The organism is Limosilactobacillus oris, from assembly GCF_025311495.1.
Taxonomy (GTDB): domain Bacteria; phylum Bacillota; class Bacilli; order Lactobacillales; family Lactobacillaceae; genus Limosilactobacillus; species Limosilactobacillus oris_A.
The window spans coordinates 353449-369735 of the sequence record NZ_CP104398.1; the positions used below are offsets into that span (position 1 = coordinate 353449).

14 protein-coding genes and 5 pseudogenes are annotated in these 16287 nt (G+C 45.9%); 10 read left to right on the forward strand and 9 right to left on the reverse strand.

The genetic code is table 11. The features are described 5' to 3' along the window. The first annotated feature begins 27 nt into the window (after nt 1-27). Nucleotides 28-876 carry an alpha/beta fold hydrolase gene (locus N4599_RS01790; RefSeq protein ID WP_260901595.1) on the forward strand — a complete coding sequence of 283 codons (849 nt, stop codon included), beginning with the start codon at nt 28-30 and terminating at the stop codon, nt 874-876. A 271-nt stretch (nt 877-1147) separates the two neighbouring features. Here the strand turns inward: N4599_RS01790 and N4599_RS01795 are convergent. Continuing rightward, nucleotides 1148-1339: pseudogene (locus N4599_RS01795) on the reverse strand (amino acid permease); the annotation flags it as partial. 13 nt (nt 1340-1352) lie between these two features. After that, on the reverse strand, nt 1353-1826 hold the full coding sequence (locus N4599_RS01800) for an alanyl-tRNA editing protein (protein ID WP_260901598.1): 474 nt from the start codon (nt 1824-1826) through the stop codon (nt 1353-1355). 224 nt (nt 1827-2050) lie between these two features. Here N4599_RS01800 and N4599_RS01805 point away from each other — a divergent pair, with 224 nt between their 5' ends. After that, nucleotides 2051-2371, forward strand: coding sequence for a carboxymuconolactone decarboxylase family protein (locus N4599_RS01805; protein ID WP_260901600.1), 321 nt, complete (start codon nt 2051-2053; stop codon nt 2369-2371). A gap of 53 nt (nt 2372-2424) precedes the next feature. On the opposite strand, the pseudogene N4599_RS01810 reads toward N4599_RS01805, so the two are convergent. Then, nucleotides 2425-3377 (reverse strand): annotated as a pseudogene (locus N4599_RS01810) (threonine aldolase family protein). 417 nt (nt 3378-3794) lie between these two features. On the opposite strand from N4599_RS01810, the gene N4599_RS01815 reads away from it, so the two are divergent. The 3 genes from N4599_RS01815 (at nt 3795) to N4599_RS01825 (ending at nt 6508) form a co-directional block, all read left to right on the forward strand. After that, a complete protein-coding gene (locus N4599_RS01815; protein WP_260901602.1) occupies nt 3795-4817 on the forward strand; it encodes a serine hydrolase domain-containing protein in 1023 nt (340 codons plus the stop codon). A gap of 114 nt (nt 4818-4931) precedes the next feature. Further along, nucleotides 4932-5627, forward strand: a complete 696-nt coding sequence (locus N4599_RS01820) for a helix-turn-helix domain-containing protein (protein ID WP_062812850.1) — start codon at nt 4932-4934, stop codon at nt 5625-5627. Nucleotides 5628-5644: 17 nt separating this feature from the next. After that, nucleotides 5645-6508 carry an IS3 family transposase gene (locus N4599_RS01825; RefSeq protein ID WP_260901606.1) on the forward strand — a complete coding sequence of 288 codons (864 nt, stop codon included), beginning with the start codon at nt 5645-5647 and terminating at the stop codon, nt 6506-6508. Nucleotides 6509-6735: 227 nt separating this feature from the next. On the opposite strand, the pseudogene N4599_RS01830 reads toward N4599_RS01825, so the two are convergent. Together N4599_RS01830 and N4599_RS01835 are read right to left on the reverse strand one after the other, a co-directional pair. Then, nucleotides 6736-7391 (reverse strand): annotated as a pseudogene (locus tag N4599_RS01830) (NAD(P)H-binding protein). A gap of 43 nt (nt 7392-7434) precedes the next feature. Then, nucleotides 7435-8049, reverse strand: a pseudogene (locus N4599_RS01835) (nitroreductase). Nucleotides 8050-8166: 117 nt separating this feature from the next. Between N4599_RS01835 and N4599_RS01840 the strand changes: the two are divergent. After that, a complete protein-coding gene (locus N4599_RS01840) occupies nt 8167-8754 on the forward strand; it encodes a LysR family transcriptional regulator (protein WP_260901609.1) in 588 nt (195 codons plus the stop codon). Nucleotides 8755-9095: 341 nt separating this feature from the next. On the opposite strand, the gene N4599_RS01845 is transcribed toward N4599_RS01840, so the two are convergent. Genes N4599_RS01845 through N4599_RS01855 form a run of 3 tightly spaced genes read right to left on the reverse strand, consistent with a single transcriptional unit; the run spans nt 9096 to nt 11528 of the window. Then, nucleotides 9096-10301 carry a chloride channel protein gene (locus N4599_RS01845; protein ID WP_260901611.1) on the reverse strand — a complete coding sequence of 402 codons (1206 nt, stop codon included), beginning with the start codon at nt 10299-10301 and terminating at the stop codon, nt 9096-9098. A gap of 3 nt (nt 10302-10304) precedes the next feature. Continuing rightward, complete coding sequence (locus N4599_RS01850; RefSeq protein ID WP_260901613.1) at nt 10305-10805, reverse strand: MarR family winged helix-turn-helix transcriptional regulator; 501 nt, start codon at nt 10803-10805, stop codon at nt 10305-10307. A 36-nt stretch (nt 10806-10841) separates the two neighbouring features. Further along, nucleotides 10842-11528 carry an FMN-dependent NADH-azoreductase gene (locus N4599_RS01855; protein WP_260901616.1) on the reverse strand — a complete coding sequence of 229 codons (687 nt, stop codon included), beginning with the start codon at nt 11526-11528 and terminating at the stop codon, nt 10842-10844. Between the two features lie 200 nt (nt 11529-11728). On the opposite strand from N4599_RS01855, the gene hpt reads away from it, so the two are divergent. Beyond that, nucleotides 11729-12268 (forward strand): hypoxanthine phosphoribosyltransferase, encoded by a 540-nt coding sequence (gene hpt / locus N4599_RS01860; protein WP_260901618.1) that lies wholly within the window; start codon nt 11729-11731, stop codon nt 12266-12268. A 45-nt stretch (nt 12269-12313) separates the two neighbouring features. Here the strand turns inward: hpt and N4599_RS01865 are convergent. Then, a pseudogene (locus tag N4599_RS01865) lies at nt 12314-13282 on the reverse strand (alpha/beta hydrolase). A 143-nt stretch (nt 13283-13425) separates the two neighbouring features. On the opposite strand from N4599_RS01865, the gene N4599_RS01870 reads away from it, so the two are divergent. The 3 genes from N4599_RS01870 (at nt 13426) to N4599_RS01880 (ending at nt 16272) form a co-directional block, all read left to right on the forward strand. Next, on the forward strand, nt 13426-14310 hold the full coding sequence (locus N4599_RS01870; RefSeq protein ID WP_260901620.1) for a LysR family transcriptional regulator: 885 nt from the start codon (nt 13426-13428) through the stop codon (nt 14308-14310). A 119-nt stretch (nt 14311-14429) separates the two neighbouring features. Beyond that, complete coding sequence (locus N4599_RS01875) at nt 14430-15176, forward strand: ABC transporter ATP-binding protein (RefSeq protein WP_260901621.1); 747 nt, start codon at nt 14430-14432, stop codon at nt 15174-15176. Then, nucleotides 15154-16272 carry an ABC transporter permease gene (locus N4599_RS01880; RefSeq protein ID WP_260901623.1) on the forward strand — a complete coding sequence of 373 codons (1119 nt, stop codon included), beginning with the start codon at nt 15154-15156 and terminating at the stop codon, nt 16270-16272. Before N4599_RS01875 ends, N4599_RS01880 begins: the two co-directional genes overlap by 23 nt. Nucleotides 16273-16287 lie beyond the last annotated feature (15 nt).

The following is a 16287-nucleotide window of genomic DNA, read 5'->3' on the forward strand; positions in this document are numbered from 1 at the left end:
AAAGATAATGTTAGAAAGGTGTCTAAAATGAATCAAATAACAATCCAACAAATCACTGTCAATCAGCAAACATTCACGGTTCGGACAGCTGGACTTGATAATAATGGTGACCTGGTGGTGCTACTCCATGGTTTCCCCGAAAGCTCGTTAATGTGGGAAACATTAATGCTTAAACTAGCGAATCAGGGATACCGGGTAATTGCCCCTAACCAACGCGGATATTCTGCTGGGGCTAGGCCACTGGGTGTTCAAAATTATAAGATGAAGTTACTGGCCGCTGATGTTGTTGCGTTAGCTCACTTTTTCGGTTTTCAACAAAAATTTCACCTAGTAGGTCATGACATTGGAGCAGTTGTCGGTTGGACAACGGCAACCCTTTACCCACAACTATTGAAGTCCTGGACTGCGCTTTCCGTTCCTAATTGGCCTGCATATATTTGGGCATTGGAGAATGATCCTGTCCAAGAGGAAAAAGGGCATTATGTTCATACCTTCCAGCATAAGTACATTCCTGAACTAATTCTTCGCGCATTTCACTACCGAGTATTAAGGAAACTATGGGCCGGGTTCCCACAAGCAACGATTGACGCTTACCTAGATCTCTTCTCTGAAAAAGGTGCGTTAACAGCGGTTGTTAATTGGTACCGTGCCCTTCTCCAACTACCGCAAATTAATTACAAACAGATCACCGTGCCAACCAAATTTATTTGGGGTAATCAAGATCTTGCAATTGCTAGGAGTGGTGTTGAGCGAAACCGCCAATATATCACTGGCCCTTATCAATTTGTCGAATTAGACGCTGGTCACTGGTTCATGGAATTCAACCGTGAAGAAATTTGTAAACAAATTAGTGAACACATTAAAAAATATTCTTAATAACTGATTGTTAAACATTATAGCTGATTTAGTTTACTTTAGCCACTATATTAAAAACGAGGCGGGAAATAAGGCCGCCTCGTTTACTTTACTAAACTGTCCCCTGCTTCTTCTTTACCCAATACATGCAAGAAACAAGCAACAGGAAAACGACGCCAATGGATACGGAAACCTGAGTGTCTGGATTGATGAACATGAAGAATAAAATTACAATCAATAAACCAATCGAGAGATAGTTAGAGTATGGATATAGGGGTAATTTAAACGGATGGGAACGCATAACCGCAAAGAGGGCCATCCCCACTAGCAGGTAGGCGAGCACTACTGAAGGACCAGTCCACTTAATCGTTGAGGTTGAACCCATGAAGAGGCCAACCCCGATAGAGCCACCAATGCCAATCATTTCCATTTGCAGTGGGGTCATTGACCGGCGAAGTTTTTTACTTACAACGTTTTTTGCCATTCACATTCCTCCCCTATAAAACTTGTACTTTAATACGTTTCTTTAGCCGACCCTTGTTCTTTAACTGGATAAACTTAAAGTCCCCGACTTCTCCGGTTAAAGCCACATGAGTGCCGGCACATGCTTGTTCATCGAAGTCGCCGATTTTGACCAGGCGGACGTTTGTAATTGACTTGGGAATCAGGTTGGTGTAAGTCCGGATCAGGTCCTCTTCGTTCAAAGTGTTCCGGTCAACCGTCTCAGTGGTAACCGGGAAGTCATCTTTAATTAGTTGCCGGATGTTTTGCGTAATTAGTTCCGGGTCAAACTCACTTGGGACATTGTCCTCCTGAAATTCGACTTCGAGTCGGGCGTGGTCAGACATTATCCCGCTACTAGTGATGCGGTACAAGTAGCCGGAAATAATGTGGAGTAAAGTGTGATAACGCATGTTTTGGTAGCGGAAGGCCCAGTCAAACTGGATGAACGCCGCCTGGCCACCACCCACGATTGGGCGAGCTTGTAGCTAAGCCCGTTCTCCTGCTCACGTAGGGTAGCTGTTATTCAAGTATAAGTTTTCGATAGGATCTCCTCCTTTTATGGTAGCTTTCGTCCACCATCGGTTTTAAATTCAATTTTTGAATAGGTAATTACTTGATATTGGTATTTTTCATTTCTCACCTAGCGGTTTATAGTAAGAGTACAGAGAAAGTTTTGAAGGGAGTTTTTCTTATGGCAAAGAAACAAACTGCTGGCCGTGATCAACTGGGTGCTTTTGCCCCGAAATTTGCAGAACTGAATGATGATGTCCTCTTCGGACAGGTTTGGTCCCGGGAAAAGGAACTGAGTCCCCGTGACCGGAGTTTTCTCACCGTCACTGCGTTAATCACTAAGGGCGCTTTTGAGCAGCTTCCCTACCACATGCAAACCGCAAAGAAAAATGGGATTACCAAGGAAAAAATTGCCGAAATGATTACCCAACTCGCCTTTTATGTTGGCTGGCCGAATGCCTGGTCAGCATTCAACGTTGCCAAGAAGGTCTGGGACGATTAATGAAGTGACTCTGGCTCGCCGTTACATTCACGGCAAGCTGGAGCTTTTTAGGTTTAAATCAACTTCAACAACTGGTCGACACTCTCTGCCGGGGTGGCCCAGCAGGCGACAAAACGGATGACCGAGTGCTGGTCGTCATACTTTTCCCAGCGGGCAAAGCGCACCTTCTTTACTAACTCGGCAATTTTTTGGTTGTCGACGATGAAGAATTGCTGGTTGCTGACCGAGTCGAGGTAAAGCCGGTAGCCTTTATTCAGGAAACCCCGCTTGATTTTTGCCGCCAGTTCGTCGGCGTGCTGACTAAGCTTGAAGTAGAGGTTGTCCTTAAACAGTTCAGCAAACTGAACCCCGAGCAGCCGCCCCTTTGCTAACAGGGCCCCGTGCTGCTTGACAATCGTAAGGAAATGGTCGGGCTCATTGTGGTGACAAAAACTACTGTCTCCCCACATAGAGCTCCCTGCTTGGTCCCGCCGATGTAAAAGACGTCACATAAATCGGGTAAATCACTAAATTGGAGGTCAGCTTGTGCGCTCATCAGGTCGTAACCGAGTCGCGCACCATCAATGTACAGGGGTTGGCAAACCGCGTGCAAGGCGGCTAATTCCTCCCTTGAGTACAAGGTCCCGAATTCTGTTGGGTAGGTAATGTAAACCATTCCTGGGAAAACCATGTGGTCCCGATTCTCGTCCTGTTCGAAGGTCTGAATGTATTGGTCAACAGTTTGGGCATCGAGCTTCGCATCCTTAGCTGGCAGGGCCAAGACTTTGTGTCCGGTTGCTTCAATGGCTCCGGCCTCATGGACGTTGATGTGCCCCGTTTCAGCCGCGATGACTCCTTGGTACTGCGTCAGCATTGCATCAATAACAACCTGGTTGGTCTGGGTGCCTCCTGTCAGAAATTCAACCTGAGCTTCTGGGTGCCCCAGTGCCTTTTGAATTCTTTCCTTTGCCAGCTGGGAAAATTCGTCAAAGCCATAGCCCGGTTCCTGGTCCATGTTGGTTGCCATTAGCTACCGTAAGATATTTGGATGGGCACCCTCAGTGTAGTCACTCTCAAAAGATAACATTTGCTAGTCCTCCTCTTAATGCTTGGACAATGAATGAATAACTTCGATCAACTCTTCAATTAGTCTTGCGTTGTGTAAGTATTCGTTTCTCATCAGATTCCTTCTCATTTAGTTGACTTTAGCAACCATTATAATGATATGGTTGCTAAAGTCAACTATATCTTTGGGATAAGTTTGTATTCCGCGCACAATGTAGCTTGGCCCACTTTACCGATTCCATTAGCAAAGCGACCAAAAACGGGCAGTTTGCGTTCTTGCCCAATTGTCGGAAGCGGTTTAAAATAAAAATGGGTAAATTTAATCTCCCACTAACTTAGAGCCAGAGAGTATCGGTTCAATTACAGGTAGGTATCAATTATGAAAAAAATCAGCTTATTTTTTCTCCTAATGCTTTGTTCTCTGGGAATGTCGTTTGCAATTGCACAACCGCAAGCAAAGGCCGCACCAGCTGACCGACAAAGCCAAAAACAGCTTGAGGATTACCTTAAAGCCCACCACATCAACGGGGTAATGCTGGTCAATGGCAAGGGGAGCCAGCCAATCACCATCACTCACAACGAAAATGCTAATCAAAAGCAGGTTGTCAAAGCTAACCAACTATTTCCCATTGCTTCCCTTCAAAAAATTATTACCGGAACGGCGATTTACCAGCTAAGACAGAAAAAACAGCTTGACTGGGATACACCGCTGAATAGATACTTCCCCCAAGTTGCGGGCAGTGAGGATATTACGGTTCGCGAATTAATGAACCACACTAGCGGATTGGTCAATAACGACCGTCCAGTAATGCCGCTAAAGGGTGAAAAGCAGCAAATTGCCTATATGTTGAAACACCTGAAAAACGACCACGTCCACACTTGGGACTACCAGGACGTGGATTATGAAATGTTAGCGGCCATCGTTCGCAAGCAAACTCATACCAGCTACAATACTTACCTCCACCAGAAGTTCGCCCAGCCCCTGCAGCTTCATCAAATGAAGGATTTTTCCGAGGTTGCTCAAAAGGAAGTTCCCCAGACGATGGACCGGACAGTTGATTGGCGGCAAGTGACGGTTACGACCTCTTCAGACTTCGGAGCGGGAAACCTCTTTATGTCGCCAAATGATTATTGGAAGTTTATTTACAACGAAGTCTTGAATAACCCCAAGATGACTGCGGAATTTTACCAGCAGGCGGCCAAGCAAGAAGTTGCCTACTTCGGGGGTGTGTACTTTGGCGGAGACATTATCCGTGCCAACGGCAGTGTCCCTGGCTATAACTGCTGTTTCATCGCCAACTACAAGACCAAGAAAATGGTAATGCTTTTTACCAACAATATCGACTACCTGACCCTCAAGTCAACGTCTGATGACCTATTGCACAATTATATGGGCGATTAGGAAAGTATCATTATTAAAACGAAATGAGCTCCAGTGCTCGGCAAATGATATGCTCCCCTTAGAGTAGACACGGAATTGTACAAAATTCTGTATCTAACTCTAGGGGGAGTTTTTATGTCCAATCGAACTAGTAATCATACTCTAAATCAGCGGCTAGTAGCCGTGGTAAAGGTTCTGGAGAGAAAGCACTCTTTAAGCGGGGTGGCCCGAGAACTGGGAATTGCCAGGACAACTTTAAGAAGGTGGATCGTTAACTACCAGAATAATGGGGTGGCGGGCTTAAAGGAGTCACACACTTGTCGCCGTTATCCTACTGACCTCAAGCGAGCGGCGGTCCTGGATTATCTGGACAATCATTACTCGCAACTAGAGTGCTGTCGTAAGTATAATATCTCCAGTCGTAGTCTTCTCATGCGTTGGGTGAACCAGTATACTAACGGTAAAACCTTGAAGAAGATTACGGGAGGTTCTACCAAGATGAAAACACCGCGGAAAACTACTTACGATCAACGGCTGGAAATTGTCCACTTCACGCTTGCCAATGATAAGGACTACCAAACAGCGGTGAGGAAGTATGGTGTTTCTTACAGCCAGGTTTATAGCTGGGTTCGGAAATATGAACGTGACGGTCGAAAAGCACTCGTTGATCATCGCGGACATCAAATGCAAAAACCGGCTTTGGCTAAGTTAAGTAAAGAAGAACAATTGGAACGGCGGATTAAGGAACTAGAAGCCCGCAATCAAGACCTCGCCGCGGAAAACTTCTTCCTAAAAAAATTAAGTGCCCTGGAGGACGAAGACAAGAAGTAAATAATCGTAGTCATCTGATGCGATATCAGGCCATTCAGGCTACTTGTCAGGCTTTTCCAGGGCAATTAGTCAAGCGACTTTGTGCTCTTGCCCAGGTCTCACGATCAGCTTACTATCGCTGGCTTTCCCGACCACTTCCTACTAAAGAAGCAGTCAATAAGCAACTAAAAGCGCGGCTCAGACAGGCCTATTGGGAAATGAAGGGTACCTGGGGCTACCGCAGACTAACGATGCTCATTAATCGCCGCTATAACTGCCACTACAACCACAAGCGCATTCGGCGACTTCTCGTTGAAATGAACCTGCGGGCGGTGATTCGTCGTCCTCGTCACAGCTGCACAATCGCTCGTGGACAAAGCTATGAGCCGAACCTCCTTAACCGCGATTTCACAGCTAAACGGTTAAATGAAAAGTGGGTAACTGATGTAACATATCTGACTTATGGTAATGGTCAAAAAGCCTATCTCAGTGCTGTTAAGGACTTATACAACGGCGAGATTATTAGTTATGTCGTTAGCCAGCGCAATGACAACCCATTGGTAATGAAGACGCTTGAACAGGCTTTAAAACTCTATCCGACTGCCAAACCATTACTTCATAGTGATCGCGGTTTCCAATACACTTCCAAGGAGTTTGCTCGTTTGACGGCCGAACATGGTATTAGTCGCAGTATGTCCCGCGTCGGGAAGTGCATTGATAATGCCCCGATGGAAAGTTTTTGGAGCCACTATAAGGACGAGGCCTACTATGGACAAATCTTCCGAAGCTATGAAGAACTAGTCACTTCAATTGATCAATATATCTACTTCTACAATCATCAACGTTATCAAGTAAAATTAAACAGCCTGACCCCGGTAGAATACCGGCATCAAGCTGCCTAACATTCATTGTATAATTACCTGTCTACTTGACAGGGTGCAGTTCAAAAGAAAGTCCTGGAGCTTTATTTATGATTCAGAGTATAAAGGTACCTTTACACAAGTCAATGAACTTCGTAAAATGCAAAATTACTTTTCTATACAAAAAAAGGGATAGGTAATTGAGCCCACCCCAATGTACGAAATGAATGTTGTTACGTTTGGTAACTTTATATCTATACCCTTACTTATTACATCTCTGGATCAAAGCCGTTTGCCATCATGACTTCGCGACGTGGACGGTCACCATCAGAGCCCGGCTTATCAACCCCGATTGAGTCCCGAACATCCTTCTCAGAATCGTTGACCAAGCTGACCACATAAGCGGCCACGCTCTTTCGAGAAGTTTCGGTCCCCTTAAATGCTTCGCCATTATTATAGCTAGTCGTTTCGTAGTCAACTTCACCATTATCCGTTAGCCATGCTGGACGAATAATTGTGTAGTCCAGATCGCTATTGCTAATAACATCGGCTGCTTCACGGTAAGTTTGCAGGTAACCTGGTAATGCCCTGGTATTCAATTCGCCAAACTTGCCAGGAACTTCATCGTAAATTCCCAGTGAAGAAGTCCAAATCAAGCGTTTAACGCCCTGCTTATCCATGGCAGCAACAATCTTCTTTGCTTCATCAACGACGTTTCCCGCCAAACTAGCATAGACGATGTCCTGTCCCTTGATTGCTGCTTCAAGGTCAGCGCTATTAGTGGCATCCCCCACAATTACGTTCTGATCCTGTAATTCTGGATCAAGTTTAGCCTTATTCCGTACAAACATCGTTAAATTAGCATCTTGTCAGCCCATTGTGCAATTCGACTGTTAGCACCAATAATTAAAACGTTCTTTGTCATCATAAAGACCCTCTTTCTTAAATTAATCCTTAATCGTCAGATATTAATCTAGGTTCATCCGTTCAGAACGGAACTGATTAATCTTGGCGTCTTTTGGATAGCCAAGCCCAATTCCTACCGCAAAGAGATAGTCATTGCTTACCCCTAATACTTGGTGTATGTAACTTGGATTGAAGACGAACTCTTCAGCGGGAATAGAATCAATCCCGCGGTCCTTAGCTGCTAGTATCAAAGTCTGCCCAAAGGCACCCAGATCATAAGTTGTCCAGGGGTTGATGTCCCGCGGCAAAAGCAAGTAGGCGATTGCCGGCGCATTAAAAAGTTTTTCTGAATCGCTATACATGTCATTGGCATCGGCGCCTAAGAAATTATGAATCCCGCTGGACCAGGTTCGTAAGTTCGCCTGTCCCTGCTTTCCCATGCTTCCGCGGTGGAGGGATGGGAATTCAGAATGTTCCGCCCTTCCTGATTCATGGTAAGAACGAATCTTTTCCAAACTATCGCCAGTTGCAATTACTACTTTCCATGGCTGGGTGTTTGCCCATTAAGGGGCCTTCCCGGCAGTTTCAACAATTTTTTCGAGCTCTTCTTTAGCAATTGGTTGTGACTTAAAATCACGAACCGAATGACGGTTGTTTACTGTATCGATAAATTCCATTTCTAATCCTCCATTCTTCCTTAAAGGTATTTCTTACTTTCTGTAAGTATAGTAGTCCATGCTAAAAGAAAGCGGAAGTATTAAAATGTTATTAGCTAATAACTTTAGATTAAAAGGATGGTATTAATAAATGATCAATTAACAACTTTCATTGCTGTAGCGGAGAGCAAGAGCTTCAACAAGGCTGCCAGCCAACTATTCATTTCTGCTCCCGGTGTTATCAAGCAGATCAACGCTTTGGAGAAAAACATTCATGTCTCCCTCTTCAATCGAACCCACAGCGGGGTCACATTAACGCCAGCTGGCGAATCTTTCTACCAGGATGCCAAGAAATTGGTAGCTGCTTATACCCAATCAATTAATCATGCCCAAAACCTTGCCGAAGAAAAGCAGGTTGTCAAAATCGGTGTCGGCCCATTAGCGACCGGCGTGGGAACAAATAATTTATGGCTGGAGATTAGTCAAAAATACCCCAATATCAATTTTCAATTCATCCCTTGCTCATGTGCCCTGGGGAGCTTTAATGAATTTCTTGCTGGCATTAATAGCGAATTCGATTTGGTTTCATCAGTATATGATGTTAATTTACTGCGAGCTTACAGCCTGACTGCGACTGAATTAGACCTAACTCCGTTAAAAATTTCCGTCCCGATTCAAAATCCGTTAAGTAATAAGAAGCGCTTATCATTAGATGACTTAAAATGACAGACAATTGCCCTATCACCACGGGGAGAATTTTCCTGTTTTGACCGGGTCAGAGACCTACTAGAAAAAGAGCCAACTATCACGATTAAGAATATTAACGGCTTTGACATCCCAGTATTAAATTCATGCGTTGAAAATAATTGGCTCCTTTGCTCAGCCGAAGATTGGCAGACTGCCCACCCCATGCTCAAAACCCAAAATGTCGACTGGGACTTCACTGCTCCCTTTGGCTTAGTCTATGGAGAAACGCACCGCCAAGTCGTTAATCAGATTGTTGATTTTGTAAATAGTAATCATTAGAAACAAACGGGAAGCTGCCAAGTTACAACAGCTTCCCGTTTTTAGTTATTTATAACTGCCGGGAGTTTTAGTAGCCCACTGACAAGCAGGGCAATGACGATAATTACCGGTGATAGTTCAACCGCTACCAGGAAAAAGAGGAGGACGATCACAAGGATCGGTTTCCCTAAAATTCTGGTCAAGCTGGCAGTTACCACAACGATGGCATTGACCCGCAGGTTCCCAGGCAGGAGCATTGCGCAGGCAACTCCAACTGCCACGCTCGAAAAGATTGCCGGGAAAATCGTTCCCCCGCGCCAGCCCATTACGAAGCCCAGGTTGGTCAGCACTGCTTTGAGCAGGGCGAGCAGGATCAGGAAGGCAACCGATAAATTGAGGGCTTCGTTACTAAACGGCACAATCCGGAATTCGCCGGAAAACATGACGTCAGGACTAACCAACGAAGCTAGTGCTAAGGTCAGCCCAAAGATGATTCCCTGCATGACTGGCCCCAGGCGAATGTTGATCAGCTTGGCGAAACTATTTTCAAGGTAGACGAAGAAGCAGCCAAAAGCGATCCCGACAACCATTGCCGGCAGCCAGGTCCACAGGTTGGCTGGCGCCCATTGAATAGCCTGGTGGTGAATACCAAAGGCCCCTTCTTCCGGAAATAATTTAAAAATAATACTGGCGCCCACGACCCCAACAATAGTCAAGGCGGTCACCGTCGCTAAGCGCTCCGCCTTTGAATGAAATAATGCCGAAAAGCGCGGCGCTTGCTTTAACTGTACTGGGTCCATTCGTCCGCTCCATAAGTTCCGGGCGGGCTGAACGGAGGAACTGGACTTTTCCCAGCGCAGGCGGTCACCGAGCCAGTTGATCATACTGCCCGTCAGGACTGCTGTGGACGCTTCAGGACCAACACTTCCACCAAGCCCAAGAACCAAGAGACCGAGGACCAGTGACTTCCACCACTGGTGATAATCCAGTTCACCATGGAGTCTGACCTTGCTCAGCACCTGTTCAATCGTCCAGGGGTAGTTCCCCCAGTGGCGGTTCAACCAGCCGACCAGGCCTCCGCCGAGCCCACACACCAGGAAGGGATACCAACGACCAAACGCATTATCACCGTGTAAGTAGGAGTGCCAGACCAGCTCAATTAGCCAGTTGACAAAATTAAGGTAGCTTGCCGTGGCAACCCCAATCACGAAGCTCCAAACGATAGCATATATTCCAAGGTTGAGTTGGCGTTTCCACTGTTTTTTCATTTGCTATTCTGCCCCCGCTTTGCCAAATTGTCCTTCTAACCGTTGCAAGTCGCGCAAGAAGCTAGCAACGAGCCGCAAGTCCTGGGAAGAATACTTCTTTAGTAGCGCGGCTTCAATGTTTGTCCTGATCGATTCGTGCATTTCGTCGTGGGCAGCAGCTACCTGTCTTCCCTGGGGAGTCAAAGAGTAGTAAATTTTCTTTTGGTCATCTGGCCGCTTATTGGCCCGTACCAAATCATACTCCAATAATTTTTGGGCCGCCCGGGTAACCCCACCGCGGGTAACCCTAATTTTCTGGGCAAGTTCAATTCCAGTCAGCGGAGCATCTTCCAGGGCCGAAAGGATGTGGAGGGCGACTAACGAGAGTCTGGTCACGGTCTCCTGAAGATTCTCGTTAGCTAGATGGTGCTGGAGCCATTGCTGTTCGTACGACCCACGTGGATTCTCGTGGGCTGCCCGGAGTTCCTGGATAGCCCGATAGATTTCATCAGTAGCAGTAGTCATAAAAATACGTTCACCAGCCTTTTTTTACTGATTATATCAAAAATGCTGTGCAAGCGTTTCGGCTTGGGTGAGCGCCTGCTTTAAAATCGCCGCTCGCTGGTCATGGTGGGCGTCAGCACCTTCAATGAAGAGCTTTGTAACGTCCTTAATACTGTAGAACTTCATCATGTTAGTTAGGTAAGTATCGCCCAGGTCCTGTAACGCACAGCTTTCCTTGCTTTGAATCCCCAAGGCCTTGCGAACCAAGAATTTGACAATCCCCCACTTACCGCTTCGGTGGTATTCACTCCCCGCCGCCTGAATATGCAGGGCTTTCTTTCCCTCCAGCAAGCCGACCGGCCCCTTTGACGTGTACTTGAAAGTTTTATGGGCTACCGCTGTCAGATCAAGGTACTGCTTCATTTCAGCCGGCAGAAAGTGATTGTACATCGGGTTGACAAAAACGTACTTGTCAGCATTGATAAACTCGTCCAGCCATTCCTCGTGGCGCTTTAGCAGCGCCTTTTCTTCCCCGGTCATTGGCTCATCAAACTTTTGCTTTCGCCAGGCTTCCATCGTCACATCGTTCAGCGGGGGAACGCCGCCCGCAGCATACAAGTCCCGGATGATGATTTGGTCGTTGGAGTGACTTTGCCGGTAGGAATCAATGAAATGCTGACTAACCGTCAGTGACAAGCTGTTTGAAGTATGCGGATGGGCTTGAATTACTAATAACGTACTCATGATTAATCTCTCCTTTATTGACTAGCAACATAAATCAATTGTAGTTTATCATCATTTTGTTGAGTGTCAACAAAATCGTAGTTGAGAATATTTGGCGGATTTACCCTTTAATTCTGGTCGAGATATGATAAAATGCTACTATCAAGACGGATTATCCGGCAATAATGTTCGGATTTTGCTGATCAGACAGGGAGAATAGAATGAATAACGATATTGAACAGGTCTTATACAGTCAAGAAGAAGTTAACCAGCGAATCGACGAACTCGCGGCAATCCTCACCGCTAAGTACCAGGGTGAATTTCCAGTCGTCGTACCGGTAATGACTGGGGCAATGATGTTTGCGACCGAGTTGATGAAGCGCCTGCCATTCAAGCTCAACATTGATTACGTTGATGTATCCAGTTATGAGGATAACTCCCAATCATCAGGACGGGTGCGCCTGCTCCGGGACCTTTCCCATGACGTGAATGGGCGGCCAGTTTTAATCATCGAAGACATCGTGGACACCGGTCACACCCTCCAATTCTTGAACAAGCTGTTTGCCAGCCGGGGCGCCAAGAGCATTGAAACCTGCTCCCTTCTGGACAAGCCGGCCCGCCGGGAAGTCGAAGTCAACGCTGATTATGTCGGCTTCGAGGTGCCAAACGAATTCATCGTTGGCTACGGCCTTGACTATGACGGCCTTTACCGCAACCTCCCCTACGTTGGAATCTTAAAACGCTCAGTTTATGAAAATTAAAAATGAAGTCTGTTGCACAGCAGTGTGTGGCAGGCTTCATTTTTATTACAAGTTTTGCTTAAAGAAACTATCAATCTTGCCAAACGGAATCTTATCCATTTGGTCATAAAGGTCCGTGTGGGTAGCGTTAGGTACCAATACTAATTCCTTGTTGTCACCCTTTAATTTTTTAAAGGTATCTTCCCCCATGTAGCGTGAGTGAGCCTTTTCACCATGAACGATCAAAACGGCATTCTTGATGTCTTCCGGGTGAACTAGGATCTGCGTATTCATCCAGGCTGGCTGACTCTGCAAAACCCAGCCTTCATTGGAGTTAACGGAACGCTTATGGTAACCGCGCTTGGTCTTGTAGTAAGCACTGTACTGCTTAACAAAGTCCGGTTGGTCATCAGGAGCCGGTTAATCGTCGCAGCCACCCGCCTTTGCCAAATCCTGCTGACTATATTCCTTGGTGCGTTGTTCCGCAATTTGCTTTTTGCTTGCATAACGTTCCTCAGCAGTTCACTGATCAAAGTAGCCCCAGGCACCAACCTGTGGCATATCATACATCGTCACTGCTGCCGTGGCCTTAATCCGGGGATTAATTGCCGCGGCGTTGAGCGAAATACCTCCCCAACCACAAATACCGATAATTCCGATTTTTTCTGGATCAACATTACTGAGGTTGCTTAAATAGTCCACTGCCGCTTGGTAGTCTTCAGTATTAATATCCAATGAAAAAACGTCGCGGACATCGCCACCACTTTCGCCAGTAAAGGATGGATCAAATGCAATCGTTAAATGCCCTTTTTCAGCCATTGTTTGCGCGTAAAGGCCACTTGATTGTTCTTTAACTGCTCCAAAGGGCCCTGCCACTGCTAATGCCGGTAATTTGCCCTCATAATTTTTAGGTGTGTACTGGTCAGCTGCCAGCGTAATTCCAAAGTGATTGGTGAAAGTGACCTTCTTGTGATCAACTTTATCGCTTTTAGGAAAAACCTTATCCCACTCTTGAGTTAAATGTAATTCTTGCATTGCTATTTCCTTTAATTATGGATTTCCATTGACTTAATAAATGCCGCTTATCTAATATTTTCTATTATATTGACCCTAACCTATAATCGGAAATACTTATATAATATCAATAACAATAGCTTTTAGTTATAGGAGGAAGTGAAATGGAATTAAGAGTACTGCGCTACTTTCTCGCCGTGGCTCAGAAACGGAACATCACTAAGGCCGCGCAGGAATTGCTTATCTCGCAGCCGACACTTTCTAAGCAACTGGCCGACCTGGAAGACGAACTCGGTGTCCAACTCTTTATTCGTGGACACCGGCAAATTACCCTAACGGATGAAGGAGAATATTTACAGACGCGAGCCAGGGAGATTACCCAGCTAGCCGAGCAAACCGCCTTAAACATTAAAGGTCAAGAAGTCATCAGCGGAACAATTTCAATTGGTGCTGGGGAAAGCATTGCCATGGAAAGGATTATGCGGGTCCTTAGTGAAATTATTAAAGACTATTCTGATGTCAAGGTTCGCTTAATCAGTGGCAACGCTGACGAAATGGAAACGGCCCTCCAACACGGAAGCATTGACTTCGCAGTGTTAATGGCAAATCGCTCGCTTGATAATTACCATCATCTTCAGATTCCCGAAAGCGACCGGTGGGGATTAGTGATGCGGAAAGATGATTCCCTCGCAAACAAAGCGGAGATCAGTCCTGAAGATCTTGCTGACCTTCCCCTTTTAATGTCAGAACAAGCGATTGAAGAACACCGTTTTCAAAGTTGGTGGGGTAACCTCGACAGAAAAATGAACATTATCGGAACCTATTCCCTGGTTTTTAACGCTCAATTAATGGTGGCCCAAGGGAGCGCCTACCTAGTTACTTTTGACCATCTGATTAATAATGCTAATAACAGTCAACTAACTTTCCGCCCCCTTGCACCTGCACTGACCGAAACTACCAATGTAATTTGGAAAAAGAATGTTACTCAATCTAAAGCCGCTCAGCTTTTCATAAAACGCCTCATGGCATCACTAGACACATACGCATAACATTATAAAAATGGTCTAACCGGATGTTAGATCTTTTTTTGTAGTTGACAGGTGAGTATTCACTCACTATAATAACCGCAAAGTCTAAGTGAGTGTTCACTCACCAAGGAGGTACAATTATGCAACACTTAATTGAGCTTGATCATTTAGCCAAGTCATTTGGTAACCGCGCTATCCTTCACGATATTAATTTAGCTGTCAACCGCGGGGAAATCGTTGGCCTGATTGGCCCATCTGGTTCCGGGAAAACCACGACTATCAAAACAATGCTGGGGATGGAAAAGGCAACTTCCGGTACCACCCTCGTTTCGGGTCAACAAATGCCTAATCGGCAGATTCTTGGGCAGATTGGTTACATGGCCCAATCGGATGCTCTATATGAAAGCCTATCGGCCCGGGAAAACCTAGAATTCTTTGGTGAAATGAAGGGCGTTACTGGTAAAAAATTAAAGCAGGAAATCGCCCATGTCAGTCAGGTGGTCGATTTAACAAGTGATCTTAACCAACGCGTCAGTGGCTATTCAGGTGGGATGAAGCGCCGCCTGTCACTAGCGATTGCCCTCCTCGGTCAGCCTGAATTATTAATTCTGGATGAGCCAACGGTCGGGATTGACCCCGCATTGCGGAGAAAGATCTGGAAAGAGCTAAAGACATTGCGCAATCAAGGTCAAAGTGTCCTAATTACTACCCATGTCATGGATGAGACCGAACTCACCGACCGGGTCGCCCTCTTATTGCATGGTGATGTCATTGCCTTTGCTTCGCCACAAGAATTGGAAAAGCAGTATGGAGTCCCGACAATTGAAGATGTCTTCTTAACGGCAGAAAAGGAGGAAGAACAAAATGAGAACCCTCGCCATCACTAAACGAATTTTGAAGGAACTGCTCCGGGATAAGCGAACCCTCGCTCTAATGTTTCTTGCGCCAATCTTGATTATGTGGTTGATGAACGTCATGTTCTCTGCTAATTCAAAGACGGATGTTGAAATTGCAACTGTCAACGTTAGCCAAACGATTCGCCACAACCTGGCTCAGGTTGATGGCGCTACAGTGACACCCACGAAAACGGTCCGCCAAGCCGAAGATAAACTTAAAAGTGACCATGTTGACGCGGTAATCGAATACCAAGAGAAAGGAAACCGTCTCAACGTAACGTACGCTAATACTGATTCCAGCAAGACTGCACTGACTAAACAAGCACTTAAAGCAGCAATCACCGGGCAAACCATCACGACCCTTTCTACCGGAATCCAGCAATTGCAGTCAGTGATTAAAGACACTAACCCTAGCTTCAACGCTCCACAGCAAAGTAATAAGGCACCATCAATCAGCAACCACTACCAATACGGAAACGCTGATACCGGCTTCTTCGCTAAGATTGTGCCAATCCTCATGGGCTTCTTCATCTTCTTCTTTGTTTTCCTTATCTCTGGAATGGCCCTGCTCAAGGAACGAACATCAGGTACGCTTGACCGCCTCCTGGCGACACCGGTTAAAAGGAGTGAAATTGTTTTCGGCTACATGCTCAGCTATGGGATCCTCTCTATCCTGCAATCGACGGTCATCGTGATGGCAACCATCTGGCTATTAAAGGTCGAAGTGGTTGGTAATATCCTCAACATTATTATCATTAGCGTCCTGCTGGCCTTTGTCGCCCTCGCCTTCGGGATTTTAATGTCAACTTTGGCTAACTCTGAATTTCAGATGATGCAATTTATCCCGCTAGTAGTGGTGCCGCAAGTCTTCTTCTCGGGAATCATTCCACTTGATTCAATGGCTTCCTGGGTCCAGTACATTGGTAAAATCCTTCCCCTAACTTACACCGGGGATGCGTTAACCCAAATCGTAATGTACGGAAAAGGATTACCGTGTCTCGGCGGTGACATTTTAGCCCTGCTGATTTTCCTCATCGTCCTCCTCTGGTTGAACATCATTGGCCTGAAACACTACCGCAAAGTATAATAAGGGAAAAGGAGG

Bases quoted from the DNA above. Each gene is read 5' to 3' on its own strand.
- N4599_RS01790 (WP_260901595.1), top strand. From the start codon at position 28: ATGAATCAAATAACAATCCAACAAATCACTGTCAATCAGCAAACATTC.
- N4599_RS01805 (WP_260901600.1), top strand. From the start codon at position 2,051: ATGGCAAAGAAACAAACTGCTGGCCGTGATCAACTGGGTGCTTTTGCC.
- N4599_RS01815 (WP_260901602.1), top strand. From the start codon at position 3,795: ATGAAAAAAATCAGCTTATTTTTTCTCCTAATGCTTTGTTCTCTGGGA.
- N4599_RS01820 (WP_062812850.1), top strand. From the start codon at position 4,932: ATGTCCAATCGAACTAGTAATCATACTCTAAATCAGCGGCTAGTAGCC.
- N4599_RS01825 (WP_260901606.1), top strand. From the start codon at position 5,645: ATGCGATATCAGGCCATTCAGGCTACTTGTCAGGCTTTTCCAGGGCAA.
- N4599_RS01840 (WP_260901609.1), top strand. From the start codon at position 8,167: ATGGTATTAATAAATGATCAATTAACAACTTTCATTGCTGTAGCGGAG.
- N4599_RS01845 (WP_260901611.1), bottom strand. From the start codon at position 10,301: ATGAAAAAACAGTGGAAACGCCAACTCAACCTTGGAATATATGCTATC.
- N4599_RS01850 (WP_260901613.1), bottom strand. From the start codon at position 10,805: ATGACTACTGCTACTGATGAAATCTATCGGGCTATCCAGGAACTCCGG.
- N4599_RS01855 (WP_260901616.1), bottom strand. From the start codon at position 11,528: ATGAGTACGTTATTAGTAATTCAAGCCCATCCGCATACTTCAAACAGC.
- hpt (WP_260901618.1), top strand. From the start codon at position 11,729: ATGAATAACGATATTGAACAGGTCTTATACAGTCAAGAAGAAGTTAAC.
- N4599_RS01870 (WP_260901620.1), top strand. From the start codon at position 13,426: ATGGAATTAAGAGTACTGCGCTACTTTCTCGCCGTGGCTCAGAAACGG.
- N4599_RS01875 (WP_260901621.1), top strand. From the start codon at position 14,430: ATGCAACACTTAATTGAGCTTGATCATTTAGCCAAGTCATTTGGTAAC.
- N4599_RS01880 (WP_260901623.1), top strand. From the start codon at position 15,154: ATGAGAACCCTCGCCATCACTAAACGAATTTTGAAGGAACTGCTCCGG.